This is a genomic window from Ruegeria sp. (assembly GCF_965243365.1).
Lineage (GTDB): Bacteria > Pseudomonadota > Alphaproteobacteria > Rhodobacterales > Rhodobacteraceae > Ruegeria.
The window spans coordinates 3000837-3016359 of sequence record NZ_CBDEUW010000002.1; the positions used below are offsets into that span (position 1 = coordinate 3000837).

The following is a 15523-nucleotide window of genomic DNA, read 5'->3' on the forward strand; positions in this document are numbered from 1 at the left end:
TTGGTATTCACATTCGTATGTGTGCCTATAGGGTTACGCGCACTGGTAACGACAGGCCCGGTTTTCACCGGGAAGTGAATATGCAGGGGAGGAAGACTCATATGGACCGTCGTTCATTTCTAAAAAAATCCGCATTGGGCGGGTCGGCTGCTGCGGCGACTGCTCTGGCAGCGCCAGCATATGCGCAGGGCAAGCGCACGCTGACTATGGTGACGTCGTGGGGCCGCGGCCTTGCGGGCGTGTTTGATAGCGCCCAGCGTTGTGCTGACAGCATCACCACCATGTCGGACGGCAATCTGAACGTTGAAATCAAAGCCGCTGGTGAGCTGGTTGGCGCGTTCGAAGTATTCGACGCGGTGTCGTCCGGACAGGCCGATATGTACCACGCGGCAGACTACTACTTTGTCGGTCAGCACCCGGGCTATGCGTTCTTCACCGCTGTTCCCTTCGGCATGACCGCGCAGGAGCTGGTGAACTGGTACTACCACGCCGGTGGTATGCAGCTGCATGACGAACTGGGCGAAATCTTCGGCCTGAAATCCTTCCTGGCCGGTAACACCGGTGCGCAGGCAGGTGGTTGGTTCTCGAAAGAGATCAATAGCCCCGAAGACTTCAATGGCTTGAAATTCCGCATGCCGGGTCTGGGCGGCGAAGCGCTGGGCAAACTGGGCGCATCCGTTCAGAACATTCCGGGTTCGGAAGTGTATCAGGCGCTGTCGTCCGGCGCGATTGACGGAACCGAGTGGATCGGTCCGTGGGCCGACGAGAAGGCGGGCTTCCAGGAAATCACCAAGACCTACTACACTGCGGGCTTCCACGAGCCGGGTGCGGGTCTGTCGCTGGCAACCAACCGCGAGGTCTATGACAGCCTGAGCGCCGCTCAGCAAAAGATCATCGAGATTGCGGCGGCTGAGTGCCACCAGTGGAACCTGGCTCAGTTCCTTGCGAACAACGGTGCGGCGCTTGCGCGTCTGCAGGCCGCTGGTGTCAAGGTCATGGAGTTCCCGGATCCGGTATGGGATGCCTTCGGTCAGGCCAGCCAGGAAGTTCTGGACCAATACATGGGCGACGATCTGTTCAAGCGCATCCATGACAGCGCGATGAAGTCGATGGCAGAGTCCTCGGCCTGGAACAACCTGTCGTCGGGTGTCTACACCGCACAGCGCGACCGCGTTCGCGCCTAAGCGATCCCGTCAATAGTCATCGGTTCCCCCGCTTGTCGGGGGAGCCTTTCCCGTTGCACATAAGCGGCTCGGACATGCCACAATAACCAAACGTGCAACCGATGCGACCCGGGGACAACATGCAGGACGAAAACGGTATCTCGTTCTTCGGCGCCCTATGGAATGGACTGGTCTGGTTCATTCAGAACATCGCCGAAGCCTTCTATAATTTCGGATACGCCATCACGCATCCGCAGCTCTGGCTGAACTGGTCGGACAAAGAAGCGATTATGCGCTTTGTCTACTATGGCGGATCGGTCGAGTTCTTCTTTGTGATCTTCACACTGTTTCTGGTTCTGACAGCTGTTGGGTTGTATCACCGCAACTTCATGTGGGGCATGGTGCGCGGGCTGGAAGGCTTTGCTAATACAACCGGCCGGTTCTTCGCCTGGGCGGGTCTGCTGATGGTGATTCAGCAAATCGTAATCGTGTTCATGCAGCGCGTATTTACACGCCCCGATATGTCCTTTGGCTTTGGTATTCCGCTGCAGATGGACATCAGCTGGTACTCGGAAGAGCTGAAGCTGTACAATGCCATGGTTGTATGCCTGTGTTGCACATATACCTTTGTGCAGGGCGGGCACGTGCGGGTTGATCTGATCTATGCGGGGATCAGTCACCGGGCTAAGCGTGTCGTCGACATGCTGGGCGCAATACTGTTCATGATGCCCATGGCTGTGCTGACATGGATGTATGGCTGGTACTTCATGTGGCGGCATCTGATCGTGCCGAAACCATCAGCCAGTGACACGTTGGACCGGTTGCTGGCCAAATCCCGCGCCCTGCGCTGGAATGTCGAAACCATCGGGTTCAGCCCCAACGGTTTCAACGGTTATTTCCTGTTCAAAATCCTTCTCGTTCTCTTCGCCGGCATGGTGTTTTTACACGCAATAGCGTTCCTGTGGCGATCCTATCTGGAATATGTGGAAGGGCCAGCGAGCGAAGGAAAATACCTCGACAAGGACAGCCTCGGCGAGGGTGAAGAAGCCTATGAAGGCGCGCATTAAGGACGGAGAACCAGACAATGCTATTCGGACTTGATGGCGTCGAAATAGGCCTCATTATCGTATTTTTCTGCCTTTTCGGAGGCATCCTGTCCGGTTTCCCGGTGGCCTTTGCCATCGGTGGCGCGGGCATCATCTCATTCGGGATCATCGCCGCGTTGGACAGCGCCGGGCTGTTGGTACATCAGGCGATCGACACAAGCACGCAGGCCTATCGGGATCTGGTGAATTCCGGGGTCAAACCTGACATCATATCCGTGTTCCGATATCCGGACCTGCCGACAATAGGCGAGCCGGTTTTCCCATCGGGGTGGGAAACCGCGCTGGACCGGAATGTGTCCTTTATCGTCAACCGCATGAACGAGCGGGTTCTGGCGGGGCAGTCAATTGAGACTCTGCTGGCCGTTCTGATGTTCGTGCTGATGGGGATTACGCTGGAACGCTCGAAGATCGCGAACGATCTGCTGACCACGATGGCGCGGGTTTTTGGGCCGCTGCCGGGTGGTCTGGCGGTGTCCATTGTGGTTGTGGGTGCGTTTCTGGCGGCGTCGACGGGGATCGTGGGCGCGACTGTGGTGACGATGGGTCTGCTGGCCTTGCCCACGATGCTGCGGAACAACTACTCGCCGGAACTGGCGACCGGTGTGATTGCGGCCTCGGGCACGCTGGGGCAGATCATCCCTCCGTCCATCGTGATTGTCCTGCTGGGAACGCTGGCCGGTGACCTTTATTCGACCGCGCAAGAGACGCGCGCGCAGGATGCTGGCTGCTCGGATGCGCTGACCTATCTGGGCGAACCGGCGGTGGTTTCGGTTGGGACGCTGTTCCAGGCGGCTCTGCTTCCGGGGATCATGCTTGCGTTGCTTTACGCGCTTTATGCCTTTGGTTACGCGTTGCTGAACCCAGACAAGGCTCCGGCTGTCGAACTGTCGGGCGGCAGTGGCGAGGCGATTACGCGTTCGGAAGGGTTGATCTGGTTGCTGGGGGCTCCGGTTGCGCTGATTGTGGGGACGGTTCTGTTGGGCAGCGCCGGTGTGGTCGGCAGTCAGAACATCTCGGTCTCTGCGTTCTCGGATATTGGTGAAGGCGCCTCGCTGCGGACGAATGTGTCGCCGGAATGTCAGGCGTCAATGATCGAATTGCACGGGCAGGCGGCCTGGGATCAGGCTGTGGCCGAACAGGAGGCAATTGACGCGGCGGGTGGCGCTGCCGAAGCACAGCGGTTGAGCGAAGAGGAACTGACCGCGGCACGCGACGCCAAGATCGCAGCGGCTGCACCCATCGGTACGGGTGTTGCGGTCATCGTGGTGCTGCTGGGTCTGACATTGGTTCTGGGGCGCGGGATTGCGCCATCACGGCCGGTGCAACCGCTGATCCTTGGGGCCATTGGGCTGTTACTGATGCTTTTGGTGGATGTTCTGCTGATCGCGCCGACAACCTCCTCTGGCTGGACGTTTCTGTTGCTCGCCGCACCGTTTGCCTTGGCGCTTTATGGATGCAAGGAGGCTGCGGCACGCTGTGCGACCAATGATCTGATCCGCGTGGTATTCCCGCCGTTGGTTCTGATTATTGCCGTATTGGGCTCAATTCTGGGCGGGGTCACAAACCCGACCCCGGCGGCGGCTCTGGGTGCCGGTGGTGCGATCATGTTGGCGGCGTATCGGAAGCTTCAGGATCAGGGTCGGTCCGGCAAAGTGATCATCTGGTCCACCTTTGCGGTGATCATCGCATTGCTGATGGGCGTGAATTTTGACCTGAGGATCAATCAGGACAATGTGAGCGTTGAATCCTGGATCGCGTTTGTGATCGCCTATGCGGCCTACCTGTACGCGCTGTTCGGGCTGTTGTTCGGCTGCTGGGTGCTGTTCTCAAGCGGTGTTCTGACCCCGGTTGTCCGCGAGACGGCCAAGGTAACATCGATGGTCTTCACCATCCTGATCGGGTCTCAGTTGCTGAACCTGGTGGTGATTTCATTTGGCGGTGAGCACTACATCCAGCAGTTCCTGCGCAGTTTCGACAATGAGTTCACGGTCTTTCTGATCGTGATGCTGGTTCTGTTCATCCTTGGCTTCGTACTGGATTTCCTCGAGATCATCTACATCGTGATCCCCATCGTGGGTCCGGTGATCTATGGCGGGTCGTTCGATCCGAAATGGGTGACGATCATGGTGGCGGTGAACCTGCAGACCTCGTTCCTGACACCGCCGTTCGGTTTTGCGCTGTTCTACCTGAGAGGTGTTGCGCCGAAAGAAGTCACGACGGGGCATATTTACCGGGGCATCATTCCCTTCGTGATCATTCAGGTGGTTGGGATCGGGATTCTTTGGTTCTTCCCGACCATTGTGACCATCATTCCTGATCTGATCCCAAACTGATCCGGCATTAGTTAACGGAAAAGGGGGCCGCAGGCCCCCTTTGCTTTGCCGGTCATGAAGGGGCCAGCCCCTTCTTGGCCTGCGGCCAATTCATCCCCGGGATATTTTCGGCCAGATGAAGGAATGGATCAGGCGAACTGGATCAGGTCCCAGCGGTTCCCGAATGGGTCGCGCCAGACGGCGACGGTGCCGTAGGGCTCATGGCGGGAATCTTCTTCGAATGTGACGCCAGCGGCACACATGTTGGCGTGGTCGCGTTGGAAATCGTCCGTTTGCAGGAAAAAGCCAACCCGGCCTCCGGTTTGGTTGCCGATGGCGGCTTTCTGCTGCGCGCCGTCTGCTTTGGCCAACAGGATCGACGCGCCGTCTGATCCTTTCGGCGCCACGAGAACCCAACGTTTTCCATCGCCCAGGTCAATATCCTGTGTCAGGGCGAAATCGAGGGTCTTGGTGTAAAACGCAATTGCATCATCATAATCCGGCACCACCAGGGTGACGGCATGCAGGCTTTGCCGCATTGATTTTATCCTTTGGTGGGGTGTCTGTCGGGCAACTGGATGCTGGCGACCTGTTCAGCGATCGGCTGTGTGGACAATGGATGGTGGGTTGCATCGGCCAACATGTCCGGGTCTTTGACCGCGCGCCATTCGTTTTTCATGTAGATTTCGAGCCCGGAGAATTTTGCCTTATAGCCCATCTTGGGACTGCCCGGCACCCAATAGCCCAAATAGATATAGGGCAGGCCAGCCTCGCGCGCGATGTCGATGTGATCGAGGATCATATAGGTGCCCAGCGAGTTTTGCTGAAGATCCGGGTCGTAGAACGAATAAACCATGCTGAGCCCGTCATCCAATACATCGGTCAGGCTGACGGCGATCAGATTGCCGGTTTTCGGGTCGGCATATTCGACAACACGGCTGCGGATCGGGGTTTCCTCGATCATTGCGGCGAATTCGAACACATCCATATCGGCCATGCCGCCATCGGCATGGCGCGCATCCAGATAACGGCGGAACAGGTCGAACTGATCGTCGGTCGCCCATGGGGACGTGGCCCGTCGCTGCAGGTAGGAATTACGTCTGGCTGCGCGTTTCTGGCTTTTGTTCGGGTGGAATTTCGAGACATCCAGCCGGGCTGACAGGCAGGCCGAGCATTCGCTGCAGGATGGGCGGTAGAGAACGTTCTGAGACCTGCGAAACCCTTGTTGTGACAGGGAATTGTTCAGCTGGTCTGCACCGTCGCCCTGAAGCGCGGTGAACAGCTTCCGCTCCATCCTGCCCTCAAGGTAAGGGCAGGGTTGCGGTGCCGTCACATAGAATTGCGGCGCAATTGGCAGCGTGTGTCGCATGAATGTCCCGTGTTTCCTGAAACCGGATGATAACAACGGTTCCGGGAGCCGCCAAGTGATTCACGAAATGGAATATCAGGCACGCTGGTTGATCATCACGGTACCGAGGAATGCATCGGTCAGGCCCTGACACCGGGCGCTGGTCATCATCATGATGACCGAGATGATCTGAAGCACCGGAAAGGCCATGCTGACGAAATAGCCAGCCGTGTGGGCGACGGCTTTGCCGGTATCCATACGCGCACCAAAGGCGTCGCGCAGTTCGATGCCCATAAATCGCATGCCCAGTGTTGCCGAACCGTTCGAAATCGTTACGACCCGATAGATAAAGCTTACAACGGCGTAGATCAGCGCCAGGATGAAAAAGCCCATTCCAAAGGTCAGCAGAATTGCAACGGTGCAAAGCAGGGAAATGAAGGCGATATCAAACAGCCAGGCTAAGAAACGTTTGATCGCAACGGATTGGTAGAATTCCGGCTGGGTGTCCGGATCGGGCAGGTGGTTCATTGGAATGTCCGGGTTAGGGTCGTGGATACCCTGTCCCGAATTAAGGGACAGGGCAAGCGTGGATCAGGCGTGATTGCCGTTTTCCGCCTCGTCGGTATTTTCCCGGGCGCGCTCCTCCATGAACTGGTCGAACTCGGCCTTGTCCTTGGCTTCGCGCAGGCGGCGCAGGAAGGATTCGAACTCTTGCTGTTCGCGCTCCAAACGTGCAAGCGTGTCGGCTTTGTAGGAGTCAAACGCGCTGTTGCCCGATGGTTTCATGGCGTTCATGTGGCTGTGCCACGATTTGCGGTGGCTGCAGGATTTGCTGAACATGCGTTTGCTCCAGATCATATAGGCCAGAAAGGCCAGCCCGATGGGCCAGAAGAAAATAAAGCCAAGGACCATGGCGGCGATCCAGGCACCTTTGCCTTTGCTGTCCAGCCAGGCCTCGGCACGATAGAGCCATCCCGGATTTGAGGGGACGGCGGTGTCGGACAATGCGGTCATTTGAGGTCTCCGGGTTGATGTAAATTGTTTTCACATTGTCAAGATGGGGCGGCGATCACGGGGTTGCAAGGGGGGATGTGAAAAAGATTTACATTTTTCTTCAGAACCTGACCGGTTGACGCCCAGAGGGAACCGGCGCAGGTTCCGCTTATGCAGAATATCGAACAAACTTCACCTCCGACCCTTGATGAAATTCTGACTTTGGAAAAGCAGGTTTGGTCCGCTTTGGTTGAAGGCAATGCGCAGGCCGACCGGGCGTTGCTGAGCCCGGATTTTCTGGGCGTTTATCCGACCGGGTTTGCCAACCGCGACGATCATGTTGGCCAGTTTGCCGACGCGCCGACCATGGCAGACTATAAACTGAGTGAAGCCCGGTTGCGTGTTTTGGCGCCCGAGGTCGTATTGCTATCCTACCGGGCGGACTATCAACGCCCCGGAGCAGCGGTGTGGGACGCAATGCTGATTTCGTCGCTATGGGAGAGGCGTCACGACGTCTGGGTCAACAGCTTTAGCCAGGACACGCCGCTGGAGGCGAAATGAGCGGACCGTTGAACATCAGCCGAGTGCCGCGCGCTTTTGATCGGTCGCTGGGGGATGAGACGCGGAATTTGCTGTCGGATGCCACGCCCGAACAGGCCGAACTGATTGCCGGAACGGCCGGGTCAAGCCCTTATCTGAAGGGACTGATAGACCGTGAGCGGGATTGGCTGGCCGAGGCACTAAACCAACCGGACCAAGCGCTGGCGCAGGTGATGCGAGCCGCCGAGGCACTGCCGCCAGATCAGCTGAAACCCGGTTTGCGGCAAGCCAAGCGACGGTTTGCGCTGCTGACGGCTCTGGCTGATCTGGCGGGTGCCTGGGCATTGGAAAAGGTGACTGCTGCGTTGACGGATTTCGGTGCTTTGGCAGCGGATTTGGCGGCCAAGGCGGAAATCGCCGCGTTGATCCGCCGGGGCAAGCTGCCGGGGATGGTCGAAGATGACATCCAAACTGCTGCCGGGATGATCATTTTGGCGATGGGCAAGATGGGGGCGCATGAGCTGAACTACAGCTCGGACATCGACCTGATCGTTTTGTTTGATGAAACCCGTTTTGACCCGGATGACTTCTACGAGGCGCGGCAAGGCATGGTACGGGCCACGCGGAACTTCTGTGCCACGCTCAGCGATAAGACGGCGGACGGGTATGTGTTTCGCACTGATCTCCGGCTCCGCCCCGATCCGGCGGTTACGCCCGTGTGCCTCGCCGCCGAGGCGGCCGAACGCTATTACGAAAGCCTGGGCCGCACGTGGGAGAGGGCGGCGTATATCAAGGCCCGACCCTGCGCAGCGGACATTGCTGCAGGCGAGAGGTTCCTGGAGGCTATCCGCCCCTTCGTCTGGCGTCGACATCTGGATTTCGCGGCCATTCAGGACGCCCACGACATGCGCCTGCGCATCCGCGAGAACAAGGGAACCGGTGGCGCGCTGTCGGTTCCCGGGCATGACATGAAGCTGGGGCAGGGCGGCATTCGCGAGATCGAGTTCTTTACTCAAACCCGGCAGTTGATCGCCGGGGGCAGAGACACCGATCTGCGCGTTCGCGGAACGGTGCCCGGTCTGGCAGCGTTGGCGCGGAAAGGTTGGGTGCCAGAGGATGTCGCTGACAAACTGGCCAACCATTATCGCGCTCATCGCGAGGTCGAGCACCGTATCCAGATGGTTCATGATGCGCAGACTCACAAAGTGCCGCAATCTGCGGACGGGATCGAACGGGTGGCCTGCCTTATGGGGATCAGCAGCGACGACCTAGTGGCTGATCTGACTGATCGATTGACCGAAGTGCATGCGCTGACTGAGGGGTTTTTTGCCCCGGGGCCGTCGCCGGCACCCCAGCCCATGCAGGAGGTTTCGTTTGATCAGAGCATTCTTGCACGTTGGACCACGTATCCTGCACTGCGGTCGCAGCGCGGTGCGCGTATATTTGAACGCTTGCGTCCCGAGCTTCTGTCCCGTCTGGCCAAGACCGCACAACCGGATGAGGCCTTGCGCGCGCTGGATGGGTTTCTGGCGGGATTGCCCGCCGGGGTCCAGCTGTTTTCGTTGTTTGAAGCCAACCCGCATCTGATCGATCTGTTGGTCGATATTGTGGGCACTTCCCACGCACTGGCTGCGCATTTGTCGCGCAATGCTTCGGTTTTTGATGCCGTGATTGGCGGTAGTTTCTTTTCTGACTGGCCCGAGCAAGCGGCATTGCAGGCCGAGCTGTCGCAGGCTTTGGCGGCTGAAACCGATTATGAATCACAACTCGATCTGGCACGGCGCTGGTGCAAGGAATGGCATTTCCGGATTGGCGTGCATCATCTGCGCGGGCTGATCGATGGCGCGCAGGCCGGGCGACAATATGCCGAACTTGCACAAGCGGTGATTGCTGCGATCCTGCCTTGCGTGACCGAGCAGTTTGCTGCGAAACACGGGCCCGCTCCGGGACGCGGGGCGGCTGTTTTGGGTATGGGGTCGTTAGGGGCAGGTCGGATCAACTCGCAATCCGATCTGGATATGATTGTGATCTACGACTCGCTGGATCAGGACATGTCAGACGGTCCACGCCCGCTGGCGACGCGCACTTATTATGCCCGGTTTACGCAAGCTTTGATCACGGCGCTGTCGGCCCCGATGTCACAGGGGCGGCTCTATGAGGTCGATATGCGCCTGCGCCCCTCGGGCAATCAGGGGCCGGTGGCAACCAGCTGGGCCAGTTTCACCAATTATCAGCAGAATGAGGCCTGGGTTTGGGAACATCTGGCCCTGACCCGCGCTCATGTGGTGGCTGGTGATCCAAGCCTGCGTTCAGATATCGAGGCTTTCCGGGCCGAGTTCCTGTCCCGCCCCCGCGACCGCGCAAAAGTTCTGCGCGAAGTGGCCGAAATGCGCACCCGTCTGGCGGCGGCGAAGTCTCCTGCCGGGGTCTGGGACGCAAAAAACGGCCCCGGTCGTATGATGGATATCGAACTGATTGCAGAAACCGGCGCGTTATTGGCCGGCGTCACACAGCGCGACGTGCATGCCGGGCTGGACGGCGCAGTCGCAGCCGGCCTGCTGAATGTCGCGCAGGCGCAAACTTTGAAGGATTGTTACGATTTATGTTGGTCAGTACAATGCGCCGCTCGGCTGCTGTCTGGCAAGGGGATCGAAGCGGACAAGATCGGTGAAGGTGGGGCGGCTTTCCTGTGTCGCGCCACCGGGTTCGAGCAGGTCCAACAGTTGCAATCCGCGTTGCATGACAGCTATGCCGTTGCCGCCGAATTGATTGGCGCTGTGGTTGAGGAGGGTGATGATGGCACGCAGCGATGATCCAAACGACCCCAAAGGTCTGATCCGCGAGGCATACCGCATCGAGGGCATCGCTTTGCCCGAATGCCGCAGTATCTTTCTGGATTGGGCTTTGGGTTTTCCCACTGACAGGGATCAAAAACAGGCCCTGTCCGATCTGTTCGCGGCCTATTCGGCACAGGATGCCGAGCATCCGATGACTCAGGTCCTGCGCGAAGGCCTTGAAACGGCAAAAGCCCCGAAACGGCGTGGAGGCTGGCGCGGTCGCGCGCGCTAGGGCTTCCCCCCCGGCGCGTTCACCACTAAGAGGGCGCCATGACCCAAACCGAGCGCCCCCGCATCCGCCTGAAACCCAAAGCTAACGCGCGTGGCCTGCGCCATGGCTTCCCATGGGTTTATGCCAATGACATCGTCGCTGACCGCCGTACACGTAAAATCCCGGCCGGCGCGCTGGCGGTTCTGGAGGATGACAAACGCGCACCCATCGCGCTGGTGGCCGTGAATCCTGCCTCAAAAATCATGTGCCGTGTTCTGGATCGGGATATCACAGCCGAGTTGAGCGCTGAATGGTTCGAGACGCGCTTTCGCCATGCTTTGGATATGCGCGAACGCCTGTTCGACGCGCCGTACTATCGCTTGATCCACGCCGAAGCGGATGGCTTTCCCGGCGTCATCATCGACCGTTTCAATGATGTCTGCGTGATCCAGCCTAATGCAGCCTGGGCCGAAGCACATCTGGAGCTGCTAACGGACGCTCTGGTCAAAGTCACCGGCGTGACCACCGTTTTGAAGAACGCCTCAGGCCGCACCCGAGGGCTTGAGGGATTGGACGACGAAAACCAAACCCTGCGCGGCACAACGCCGAATGATCCTCTGCCGGTGCCGATGAACGGCGCGACCTACATGGCCGATCTGACCGGCGGCCAGAAAACCGGATTGTTCTACGACCAGCGTCCCAACCACGCCTTTGCTGCGCGTCTGGTTCAACCGGGTGCCTCGGTGTTGGACGTGTTCAGCCATGTGGGCGGTTTTGGTCTGGCGATGCTGGCAGGCGGGGCGGGGCAGGCCCTTTCGGTCGATGGCTCAGCCGCTGCGTTGGAGCTAGCAAAGAAAGGGGCCGAGGTTTCTGGCCTCACGGACAGGTTCCAGGCCCGGCAAGGCGATGCTTCCGATGTTCTGACCCAACTCGCCAAGGAGGGTGCGCAGTTCGACGTTGTCATTTGCGATCCGCCCGCCTTCGCACCTTCGAGACAGGCGTTGGACGCGGGCCTGCGCGCCTATGAGCGCATTGCGCGCCTGGCTGCGCCGCTGGTGAAACCGGGCGGTTATCTCGGCCTCTGTTCGTGCTCGCACGCCGCCGATCTGGGCCGGTTCCGCGACGCATCTTCGCGCGGTATCGGTCGGGCCGGACGGCAGGCACAACTGATCCACACAGGCTTTGCCGGTCCGGACCACCCGCAACTGCCGCAATTGGCGGAAAGCGGCTATCTCAAAGCGGTATTCTATCGCCTATGAAAGCTGTCCTCGACACCTGTGTCATCTACCCGACCGTGATGCGGGAAATGCTGCTGGGCGCAGCTAGGCTGGGCCATTTCACGCCTATCTGGTCCGCCCGCATCCTCGAAGAATGGGCTCGCGCGGCCCGCAAACTCGGCCCCCAAGGCGAAGCACAGGCCCGGGCCGAAATCGCCTTAACGCAGGCCAATTGGCCAAAAGCCCAACATCCCCCAGTACCTGGCGTAGAAAGCCGCCTCTGGCTGCCGGACAACACCGACATCCACGTGCTGGCAACAGCTGTATCCGCCTCGGCCGACGCGATTGTCACGGTTAACGCCAAAGATTTTCCCAAGAACATACTCGCCGAAGAAGGCCTGTCTCGCTGCGACCCCGATTCACTGCTGCACGGATTCTGGCTCAATGACCCAAGGGGCATGGCCGATCTTGCCAGTCGTGTGCTGGCAGAGGCCAACCGTCTTTCGGGCGATCAATGGGGCCTGCGCGCGCTGATGAAAAAGGCCCGCTTACCACGCCTGGGAAAATCCCTCACCCAATAGGCGGGATCCACTCTTCATCTGGCCAGAAATATCCCGGGGAGCGCGAGGGGCTGGCCCCTCGCTCCCGAACCTATCCTTCAGCGCCCCACCGCTGTTCCAGTTTCTCCAACGCGGCAACGCGTTCATCCGTCTTAGGGTGGCTCATCAGCCACGCCGGAACGACACCCGCGCGCTGTTGCGTCAGATCTTCCAGTTTGTGGAACAAAGACTTCTGCGGCCCGATACCAATCCCCGCTTTGGTCAACAAAGCAGCAGCGTACTCATCCGCCTCATACTCGTCCCCGCGGGACAGGCGCGAAGCCAGCAACGCGGTCAGAGCATTCGCAATCCAGGCACCGATGAACGGAATAAACCGGTTCAGCACCATCATCAGCGCTGCCCGCATGGCATTCTGACCCGAGAAATCGATCATGCGCCGCCGCGCATGTCCCAACGCCACATGGCCCAACTCATGGGCAATGACACTGGCCATTTCTTCCGCCGAAACCTCTCCGTTGCTGAACTTGCGATAGAATCCACGGGTGATGAAAATCCGCCCGTCCGGTGCCGCCAGCCCGTTCACCGGGTCAATCTCATAGATGTAAACAGGCACCCGATCGATCTCCAGCGCCGCGGCCAGACGATCCGTCATGCGTTTCAACGCCGGGTCGGCCAATTCAGTGGACTTCGCATCCAGTTCACGATGGGTGCGCCAGACCGAGATCCGGTACATCGCGATACCATAAAGCACGGCCAGCAGGATGGGGGTCAGACGCAACATAGATTAGATATGGGTTTCCAGCGCGGGCAGGGCAACCGCAAAATCGAAGTAGGCTTGAGCGACAAAGCTGCCATGTCCGCCACTTGCCCCTAGACCCGACCTGATGCAACCTTGTCTATGGAAGAAGGATGTCTGTGTTACCGCCGGGCAGTTGGCCAACGGATCAGCGCAGCGCTGTACTTTCGGGAGAGTGTATTATGTCGTCCAGGACCACAGGTTCCAAATCACCTGGAAATCCGACGCCGCAGCGGCAGGCCATGCCCAAGGTCAACACAGTGACGGCTGCGGATATTACCGCGTCGCTGAAAGCCGGGTTTTCCGACTTTCTGGCGCGCCCCGTCATGAGCGGCTTTTTCGGACTGTTCTATGCGGTTTTCGGCATTCTGCTGGTTTGGGTTTTGGTCTGGCTCGGCAAGATCTGGATGATCATACCCGCGATAGTCGGCTTTCCGCTGGTCGCACCTTTCGCCGCTGCGGGACTTTATGAGATGTCCCGCCGGTTGCAGAATGGTGAGAGTTTTGGCTGGTCGGAAATCCTCACCGTCATGGCCAATCAGCGCAAGCGCGAAATGGGCTGGATGGCCTTCGTCACCCTGTTCATTTTCTGGGTGTGGATTTATCAGGTTCGGCTTTGGCTGGCGATCATCCTGCAAAAAGCATCCTTCTCGGATTTTGGCGGGTTCATGAACACCGTATTCTTCACTTCGCAGGGCTGGACTTTCCTTGCCGTTGGCACCTGCATTGGCGCCTTTCTATCGGCTGTCCTGTTCTCGGTGACCGTTGTCGCCATGCCGATGCTGCTCGACCGGGAAACCAATTTCGTTTCCGCCATGCTGATGTCCATCCGCGTCGTCGTAGAAAACCCGGTGGTCATGCTCGGCTGGGCGGCGATCGTCTCGGTCACCATGCTGTTGTCGCTGGTTCCGGCATTTCTGGGGCTGATCTTCACCCTGCCGATCCTTGGCCATACCACATGGCATCTCTATCAACGTGCTGTGCCACCCGAGGAGAGCTGATCTATCCAACCATCAGGCCGGGCCGTTCGGTGTTGCTTTAGTTGATCGAAGTTATGAACGGCCTTTCGGACATCGCTCAGCGCGTCAGCTCCCGCATACCCTGTTCCAACCCGGCAAGCGTCATCGGAACCATACGGTCTTCAAAAATCTCACGGATCATGCTGATGGAATGAGTATATTCCCAGTATTTCTCGGGCACGGGATTGATCCAGAGGTTTGATGCCCATTGTTCGCGCGCCCGGGCCAGCCAGACCTGTCCGGCCTCTTTATTCCAGTGCTCATTTGCCCCGCCGGGATAGGCGATCTCGTAAGGGCTCATCGAGGCATCACCGACAAAGATGCATTTGTAGTCCGGGCCGTAGGTGCGCAACACCTCGTGGGTCGGGGTCTGATCATTCCAGCGCCGGCGGTTGTCGCGCCAGACGCCTTCATACAGGCAATTGTGGAAGTAGTAGTATTCCAGATGTTTGAATTCGGTCCGCGCAGCCGAGAACAACTCTTCCACAACCTTGATATGCGGATCCATCGATCCGCCCACATCCAGAAACAGCAGCACCTTGACCGCGTTGTGACGTTCGGGGCGGGTTTGAACGTCAAGATAGCCATGCTCGGCGGTGGCGCGGATGGTGCCGTCCAGATCCAGCTCCTCGGCTGCGCCCTCGCGTGCCCAGCGGCGCAGGCGTTTCAGGGCGACCTTGATGTTGCGCGTGCCCAGTTCAACTGTGTCATCCAAGTTCCTGAATTCACGCTTATCCCAGACTTTGACTGCACGCTGGTGACGGCTTTCCTTCTGGCCGATCCGAACGCCCTCGGGGTTGTAGCCATAGGCCCCGAACGGAGAGGTGCCCGCCGTGCCGATCCACTTATTGCCGCCCTGATGACGGCCTTGTTGTTCGGCCAGACGCTCGCGCAGGGTTTCCATCAGCTTGTCGAAACCGCCAAGAGCCTCGATTTCAGCCTTTTCTTCCTCCGACAGGTGTTTTTCAGCCATTTTGGCCAGCCAGTCGGCAGGGATGTCGACTGCTTCGAGCACCTGTTCGAAGCTGATCTCGTTCAGCCCTTCGAAACTGGCAGCAAAGGCACGGTCGAACTTGTCGATGTTGCGCTCATCCTTCACCATCGACACGCGGGCGAGGTAATAGAAGGCCTCGACATCATAGGTGGCCAACCCCTTCTTCATGCCCTCCAGAAAGGTCAGGTATTCCCGCAACGAAACAGGGATGCCAGCCTTGCGAAGGTTTTCGAAGAAGGGCAGGAACATGGCCTATACCACCAGGCGGACAAGGATCAGAGACAGCACCAGCCCAACAAGGGTAAAGGCGATGCCGTAACCGGCGGCGTATTGCGCGATATCCGCCCTGCTGCCCTTGCGTTTCCGCGCTGTCAAAGCCCCCAAAATCGCCCCCAGAATGGCCATTCCCAAAACAACTAACATGCGC

General features: G+C 58.8%; 16 protein-coding genes. 9 read left to right on the plus strand and 7 right to left on the minus strand.

The features are described 5' to 3' along the window. Nucleotides 1-101: 101 nt before the first annotated feature. From ACP0GE_RS18580 to ACP0GE_RS18590, 3 genes are all read left to right on the plus strand, one after another. Entirely contained in the window at nucleotides 102-1184 is a 1083-nt protein-coding gene (locus ACP0GE_RS18580; protein WP_424833389.1) for a TRAP transporter substrate-binding protein, read from the plus strand. Nucleotides 1185-1303: 119 nt separating this feature from the next. Continuing rightward, nucleotides 1304-2230, plus strand: a complete 927-nt coding sequence (locus ACP0GE_RS18585; protein ID WP_424833390.1) for a TRAP transporter small permease subunit — start codon at nucleotides 1304-1306, stop codon at nucleotides 2228-2230. Between the two features lie 17 nt (nucleotides 2231-2247). Then, nucleotides 2248-4602 carry a TRAP transporter large permease gene (locus tag ACP0GE_RS18590; protein WP_424833391.1) on the plus strand — a complete coding sequence of 785 codons (2355 nt, stop codon included), beginning with the start codon at nucleotides 2248-2250 and terminating at the stop codon, nucleotides 4600-4602. A gap of 128 nt (nucleotides 4603-4730) precedes the next feature. Here ACP0GE_RS18590 and ACP0GE_RS18595 read toward each other — a convergent pair whose 3' ends face one another. From ACP0GE_RS18595 to ACP0GE_RS18610, 4 genes are all read right to left on the minus strand, one after another. Then, nucleotides 4731-5120: a VOC family protein gene (locus ACP0GE_RS18595; protein ID WP_424833392.1), complete on the minus strand. Its 390-nt coding sequence runs from the start codon at nucleotides 5118-5120 to the stop codon at nucleotides 4731-4733. Nucleotides 5121-5125: 5 nt separating this feature from the next. Beyond that, nucleotides 5126-5950, minus strand: a complete 825-nt coding sequence (locus tag ACP0GE_RS18600) for an arginyltransferase (RefSeq protein ID WP_424833393.1) — start codon at nucleotides 5948-5950, stop codon at nucleotides 5126-5128. 75 nt (nucleotides 5951-6025) lie between these two features. After that, a complete protein-coding gene (locus ACP0GE_RS18605) occupies nucleotides 6026-6457 on the minus strand; it encodes an RDD family protein (RefSeq protein WP_424833394.1) in 432 nt (143 codons plus the stop codon). Between the two features lie 63 nt (nucleotides 6458-6520). After that, the gene (locus tag ACP0GE_RS18610; RefSeq protein WP_424833395.1) at nucleotides 6521-6943 is read right to left on the minus strand and encodes a DUF2852 domain-containing protein; all 423 of its coding nucleotides are present in this window, start codon (nucleotides 6941-6943) and stop codon (nucleotides 6521-6523) included. 150 nt (nucleotides 6944-7093) lie between these two features. Here ACP0GE_RS18610 and ACP0GE_RS18615 point away from each other — a divergent pair, with 150 nt between their 5' ends. Genes ACP0GE_RS18615 through ACP0GE_RS18635 form a run of 5 tightly spaced genes read left to right on the plus strand, consistent with a single transcriptional unit; the run spans nucleotide 7094 to nucleotide 12308 of the window. Then, entirely contained in the window at nucleotides 7094-7483 is a 390-nt protein-coding gene (locus tag ACP0GE_RS18615; RefSeq protein WP_424833396.1) for a DUF4440 domain-containing protein, read from the plus strand. After that, a complete protein-coding gene (locus ACP0GE_RS18620) occupies nucleotides 7480-10275 on the plus strand; it encodes a glutamine-synthetase adenylyltransferase (protein WP_424833397.1) in 2796 nt (931 codons plus the stop codon). Before ACP0GE_RS18615 ends, ACP0GE_RS18620 begins: the two co-directional genes overlap by 4 nt. Further along, nucleotides 10259-10531, plus strand: a complete 273-nt coding sequence (locus ACP0GE_RS18625; protein WP_424833398.1) for a hypothetical protein — start codon at nucleotides 10259-10261, stop codon at nucleotides 10529-10531. Before ACP0GE_RS18620 ends, ACP0GE_RS18625 begins: the two co-directional genes overlap by 17 nt. Before the next feature lie 38 nt (nucleotides 10532-10569). Continuing rightward, complete coding sequence (locus tag ACP0GE_RS18630; protein WP_424833399.1) at nucleotides 10570-11769, plus strand: RSP_2647 family RNA methyltransferase; 1200 nt, start codon at nucleotides 10570-10572, stop codon at nucleotides 11767-11769. Beyond that, nucleotides 11766-12308: an RSP_2648 family PIN domain-containing protein gene (locus ACP0GE_RS18635; RefSeq protein ID WP_424833400.1), complete on the plus strand. Its 543-nt coding sequence runs from the start codon at nucleotides 11766-11768 to the stop codon at nucleotides 12306-12308. Before ACP0GE_RS18630 ends, ACP0GE_RS18635 begins: the two co-directional genes overlap by 4 nt. Nucleotides 12309-12378: 70 nt before the next feature. Here ACP0GE_RS18635 and ACP0GE_RS18640 read toward each other — a convergent pair whose 3' ends face one another. Continuing rightward, entirely contained in the window at nucleotides 12379-13068 is a 690-nt protein-coding gene (locus ACP0GE_RS18640; RefSeq protein WP_424833401.1) for a M48 family metallopeptidase, read from the minus strand. A 197-nt stretch (nucleotides 13069-13265) separates the two neighbouring features. Here ACP0GE_RS18640 and ACP0GE_RS18645 point away from each other — a divergent pair, with 197 nt between their 5' ends. Next, nucleotides 13266-14084 (plus strand): DUF2189 domain-containing protein, encoded by an 819-nt coding sequence (locus tag ACP0GE_RS18645; RefSeq protein ID WP_424833402.1) that lies wholly within the window; start codon nucleotides 13266-13268, stop codon nucleotides 14082-14084. A 76-nt stretch (nucleotides 14085-14160) separates the two neighbouring features. Here ACP0GE_RS18645 and ACP0GE_RS18650 read toward each other — a convergent pair whose 3' ends face one another. Continuing rightward, complete coding sequence (locus ACP0GE_RS18650) at nucleotides 14161-15345, minus strand: vWA domain-containing protein (protein ID WP_424833403.1); 1185 nt, start codon at nucleotides 15343-15345, stop codon at nucleotides 14161-14163. A 3-nt stretch (nucleotides 15346-15348) separates the two neighbouring features. Beyond that, complete coding sequence (locus tag ACP0GE_RS18655) at nucleotides 15349-15519, minus strand: hypothetical protein (RefSeq protein WP_424833404.1); 171 nt, start codon at nucleotides 15517-15519, stop codon at nucleotides 15349-15351. Nucleotides 15520-15523 lie beyond the last annotated feature (4 nt).

What these genes read in the sequence shown, in the direction of transcription:
- ACP0GE_RS18600 (WP_424833393.1), bottom strand. Translation starts at nt 5,950, where the DNA reads ATGCGACACACGCTGCCAATTGCGCCGCAATTCTATGTGACGGCACCG.
- ACP0GE_RS18580 (WP_424833389.1), top strand. Translation starts at nt 102, where the DNA reads ATGGACCGTCGTTCATTTCTAAAAAAATCCGCATTGGGCGGGTCGGCT.
- ACP0GE_RS18620 (WP_424833397.1), top strand. Translation starts at nt 7,480, where the DNA reads ATGAGCGGACCGTTGAACATCAGCCGAGTGCCGCGCGCTTTTGATCGG.
- ACP0GE_RS18595 (WP_424833392.1), bottom strand. Translation starts at nt 5,120, where the DNA reads ATGCGGCAAAGCCTGCATGCCGTCACCCTGGTGGTGCCGGATTATGAT.
- ACP0GE_RS18630 (WP_424833399.1), top strand. Translation starts at nt 10,570, where the DNA reads ATGACCCAAACCGAGCGCCCCCGCATCCGCCTGAAACCCAAAGCTAAC.
- ACP0GE_RS18650 (WP_424833403.1), bottom strand. Translation starts at nt 15,345, where the DNA reads ATGTTCCTGCCCTTCTTCGAAAACCTTCGCAAGGCTGGCATCCCTGTT.
- ACP0GE_RS18645 (WP_424833402.1), top strand. Translation starts at nt 13,266, where the DNA reads ATGTCGTCCAGGACCACAGGTTCCAAATCACCTGGAAATCCGACGCCG.
- ACP0GE_RS18605 (WP_424833394.1), bottom strand. Translation starts at nt 6,457, where the DNA reads ATGAACCACCTGCCCGATCCGGACACCCAGCCGGAATTCTACCAATCC.
- ACP0GE_RS18585 (WP_424833390.1), top strand. Translation starts at nt 1,304, where the DNA reads ATGCAGGACGAAAACGGTATCTCGTTCTTCGGCGCCCTATGGAATGGA.
- ACP0GE_RS18610 (WP_424833395.1), bottom strand. Translation starts at nt 6,943, where the DNA reads ATGACCGCATTGTCCGACACCGCCGTCCCCTCAAATCCGGGATGGCTC.
- ACP0GE_RS18625 (WP_424833398.1), top strand. Translation starts at nt 10,259, where the DNA reads ATGGCACGCAGCGATGATCCAAACGACCCCAAAGGTCTGATCCGCGAG.
- ACP0GE_RS18635 (WP_424833400.1), top strand. Translation starts at nt 11,766, where the DNA reads ATGAAAGCTGTCCTCGACACCTGTGTCATCTACCCGACCGTGATGCGG.
- ACP0GE_RS18640 (WP_424833401.1), bottom strand. Translation starts at nt 13,068, where the DNA reads ATGTTGCGTCTGACCCCCATCCTGCTGGCCGTGCTTTATGGTATCGCG.
- ACP0GE_RS18590 (WP_424833391.1), top strand. Translation starts at nt 2,248, where the DNA reads ATGCTATTCGGACTTGATGGCGTCGAAATAGGCCTCATTATCGTATTT.
- ACP0GE_RS18615 (WP_424833396.1), top strand. Translation starts at nt 7,094, where the DNA reads ATGCAGAATATCGAACAAACTTCACCTCCGACCCTTGATGAAATTCTG.
- ACP0GE_RS18655 (WP_424833404.1), bottom strand. Translation starts at nt 15,519, where the DNA reads ATGTTAGTTGTTTTGGGAATGGCCATTCTGGGGGCGATTTTGGGGGCT.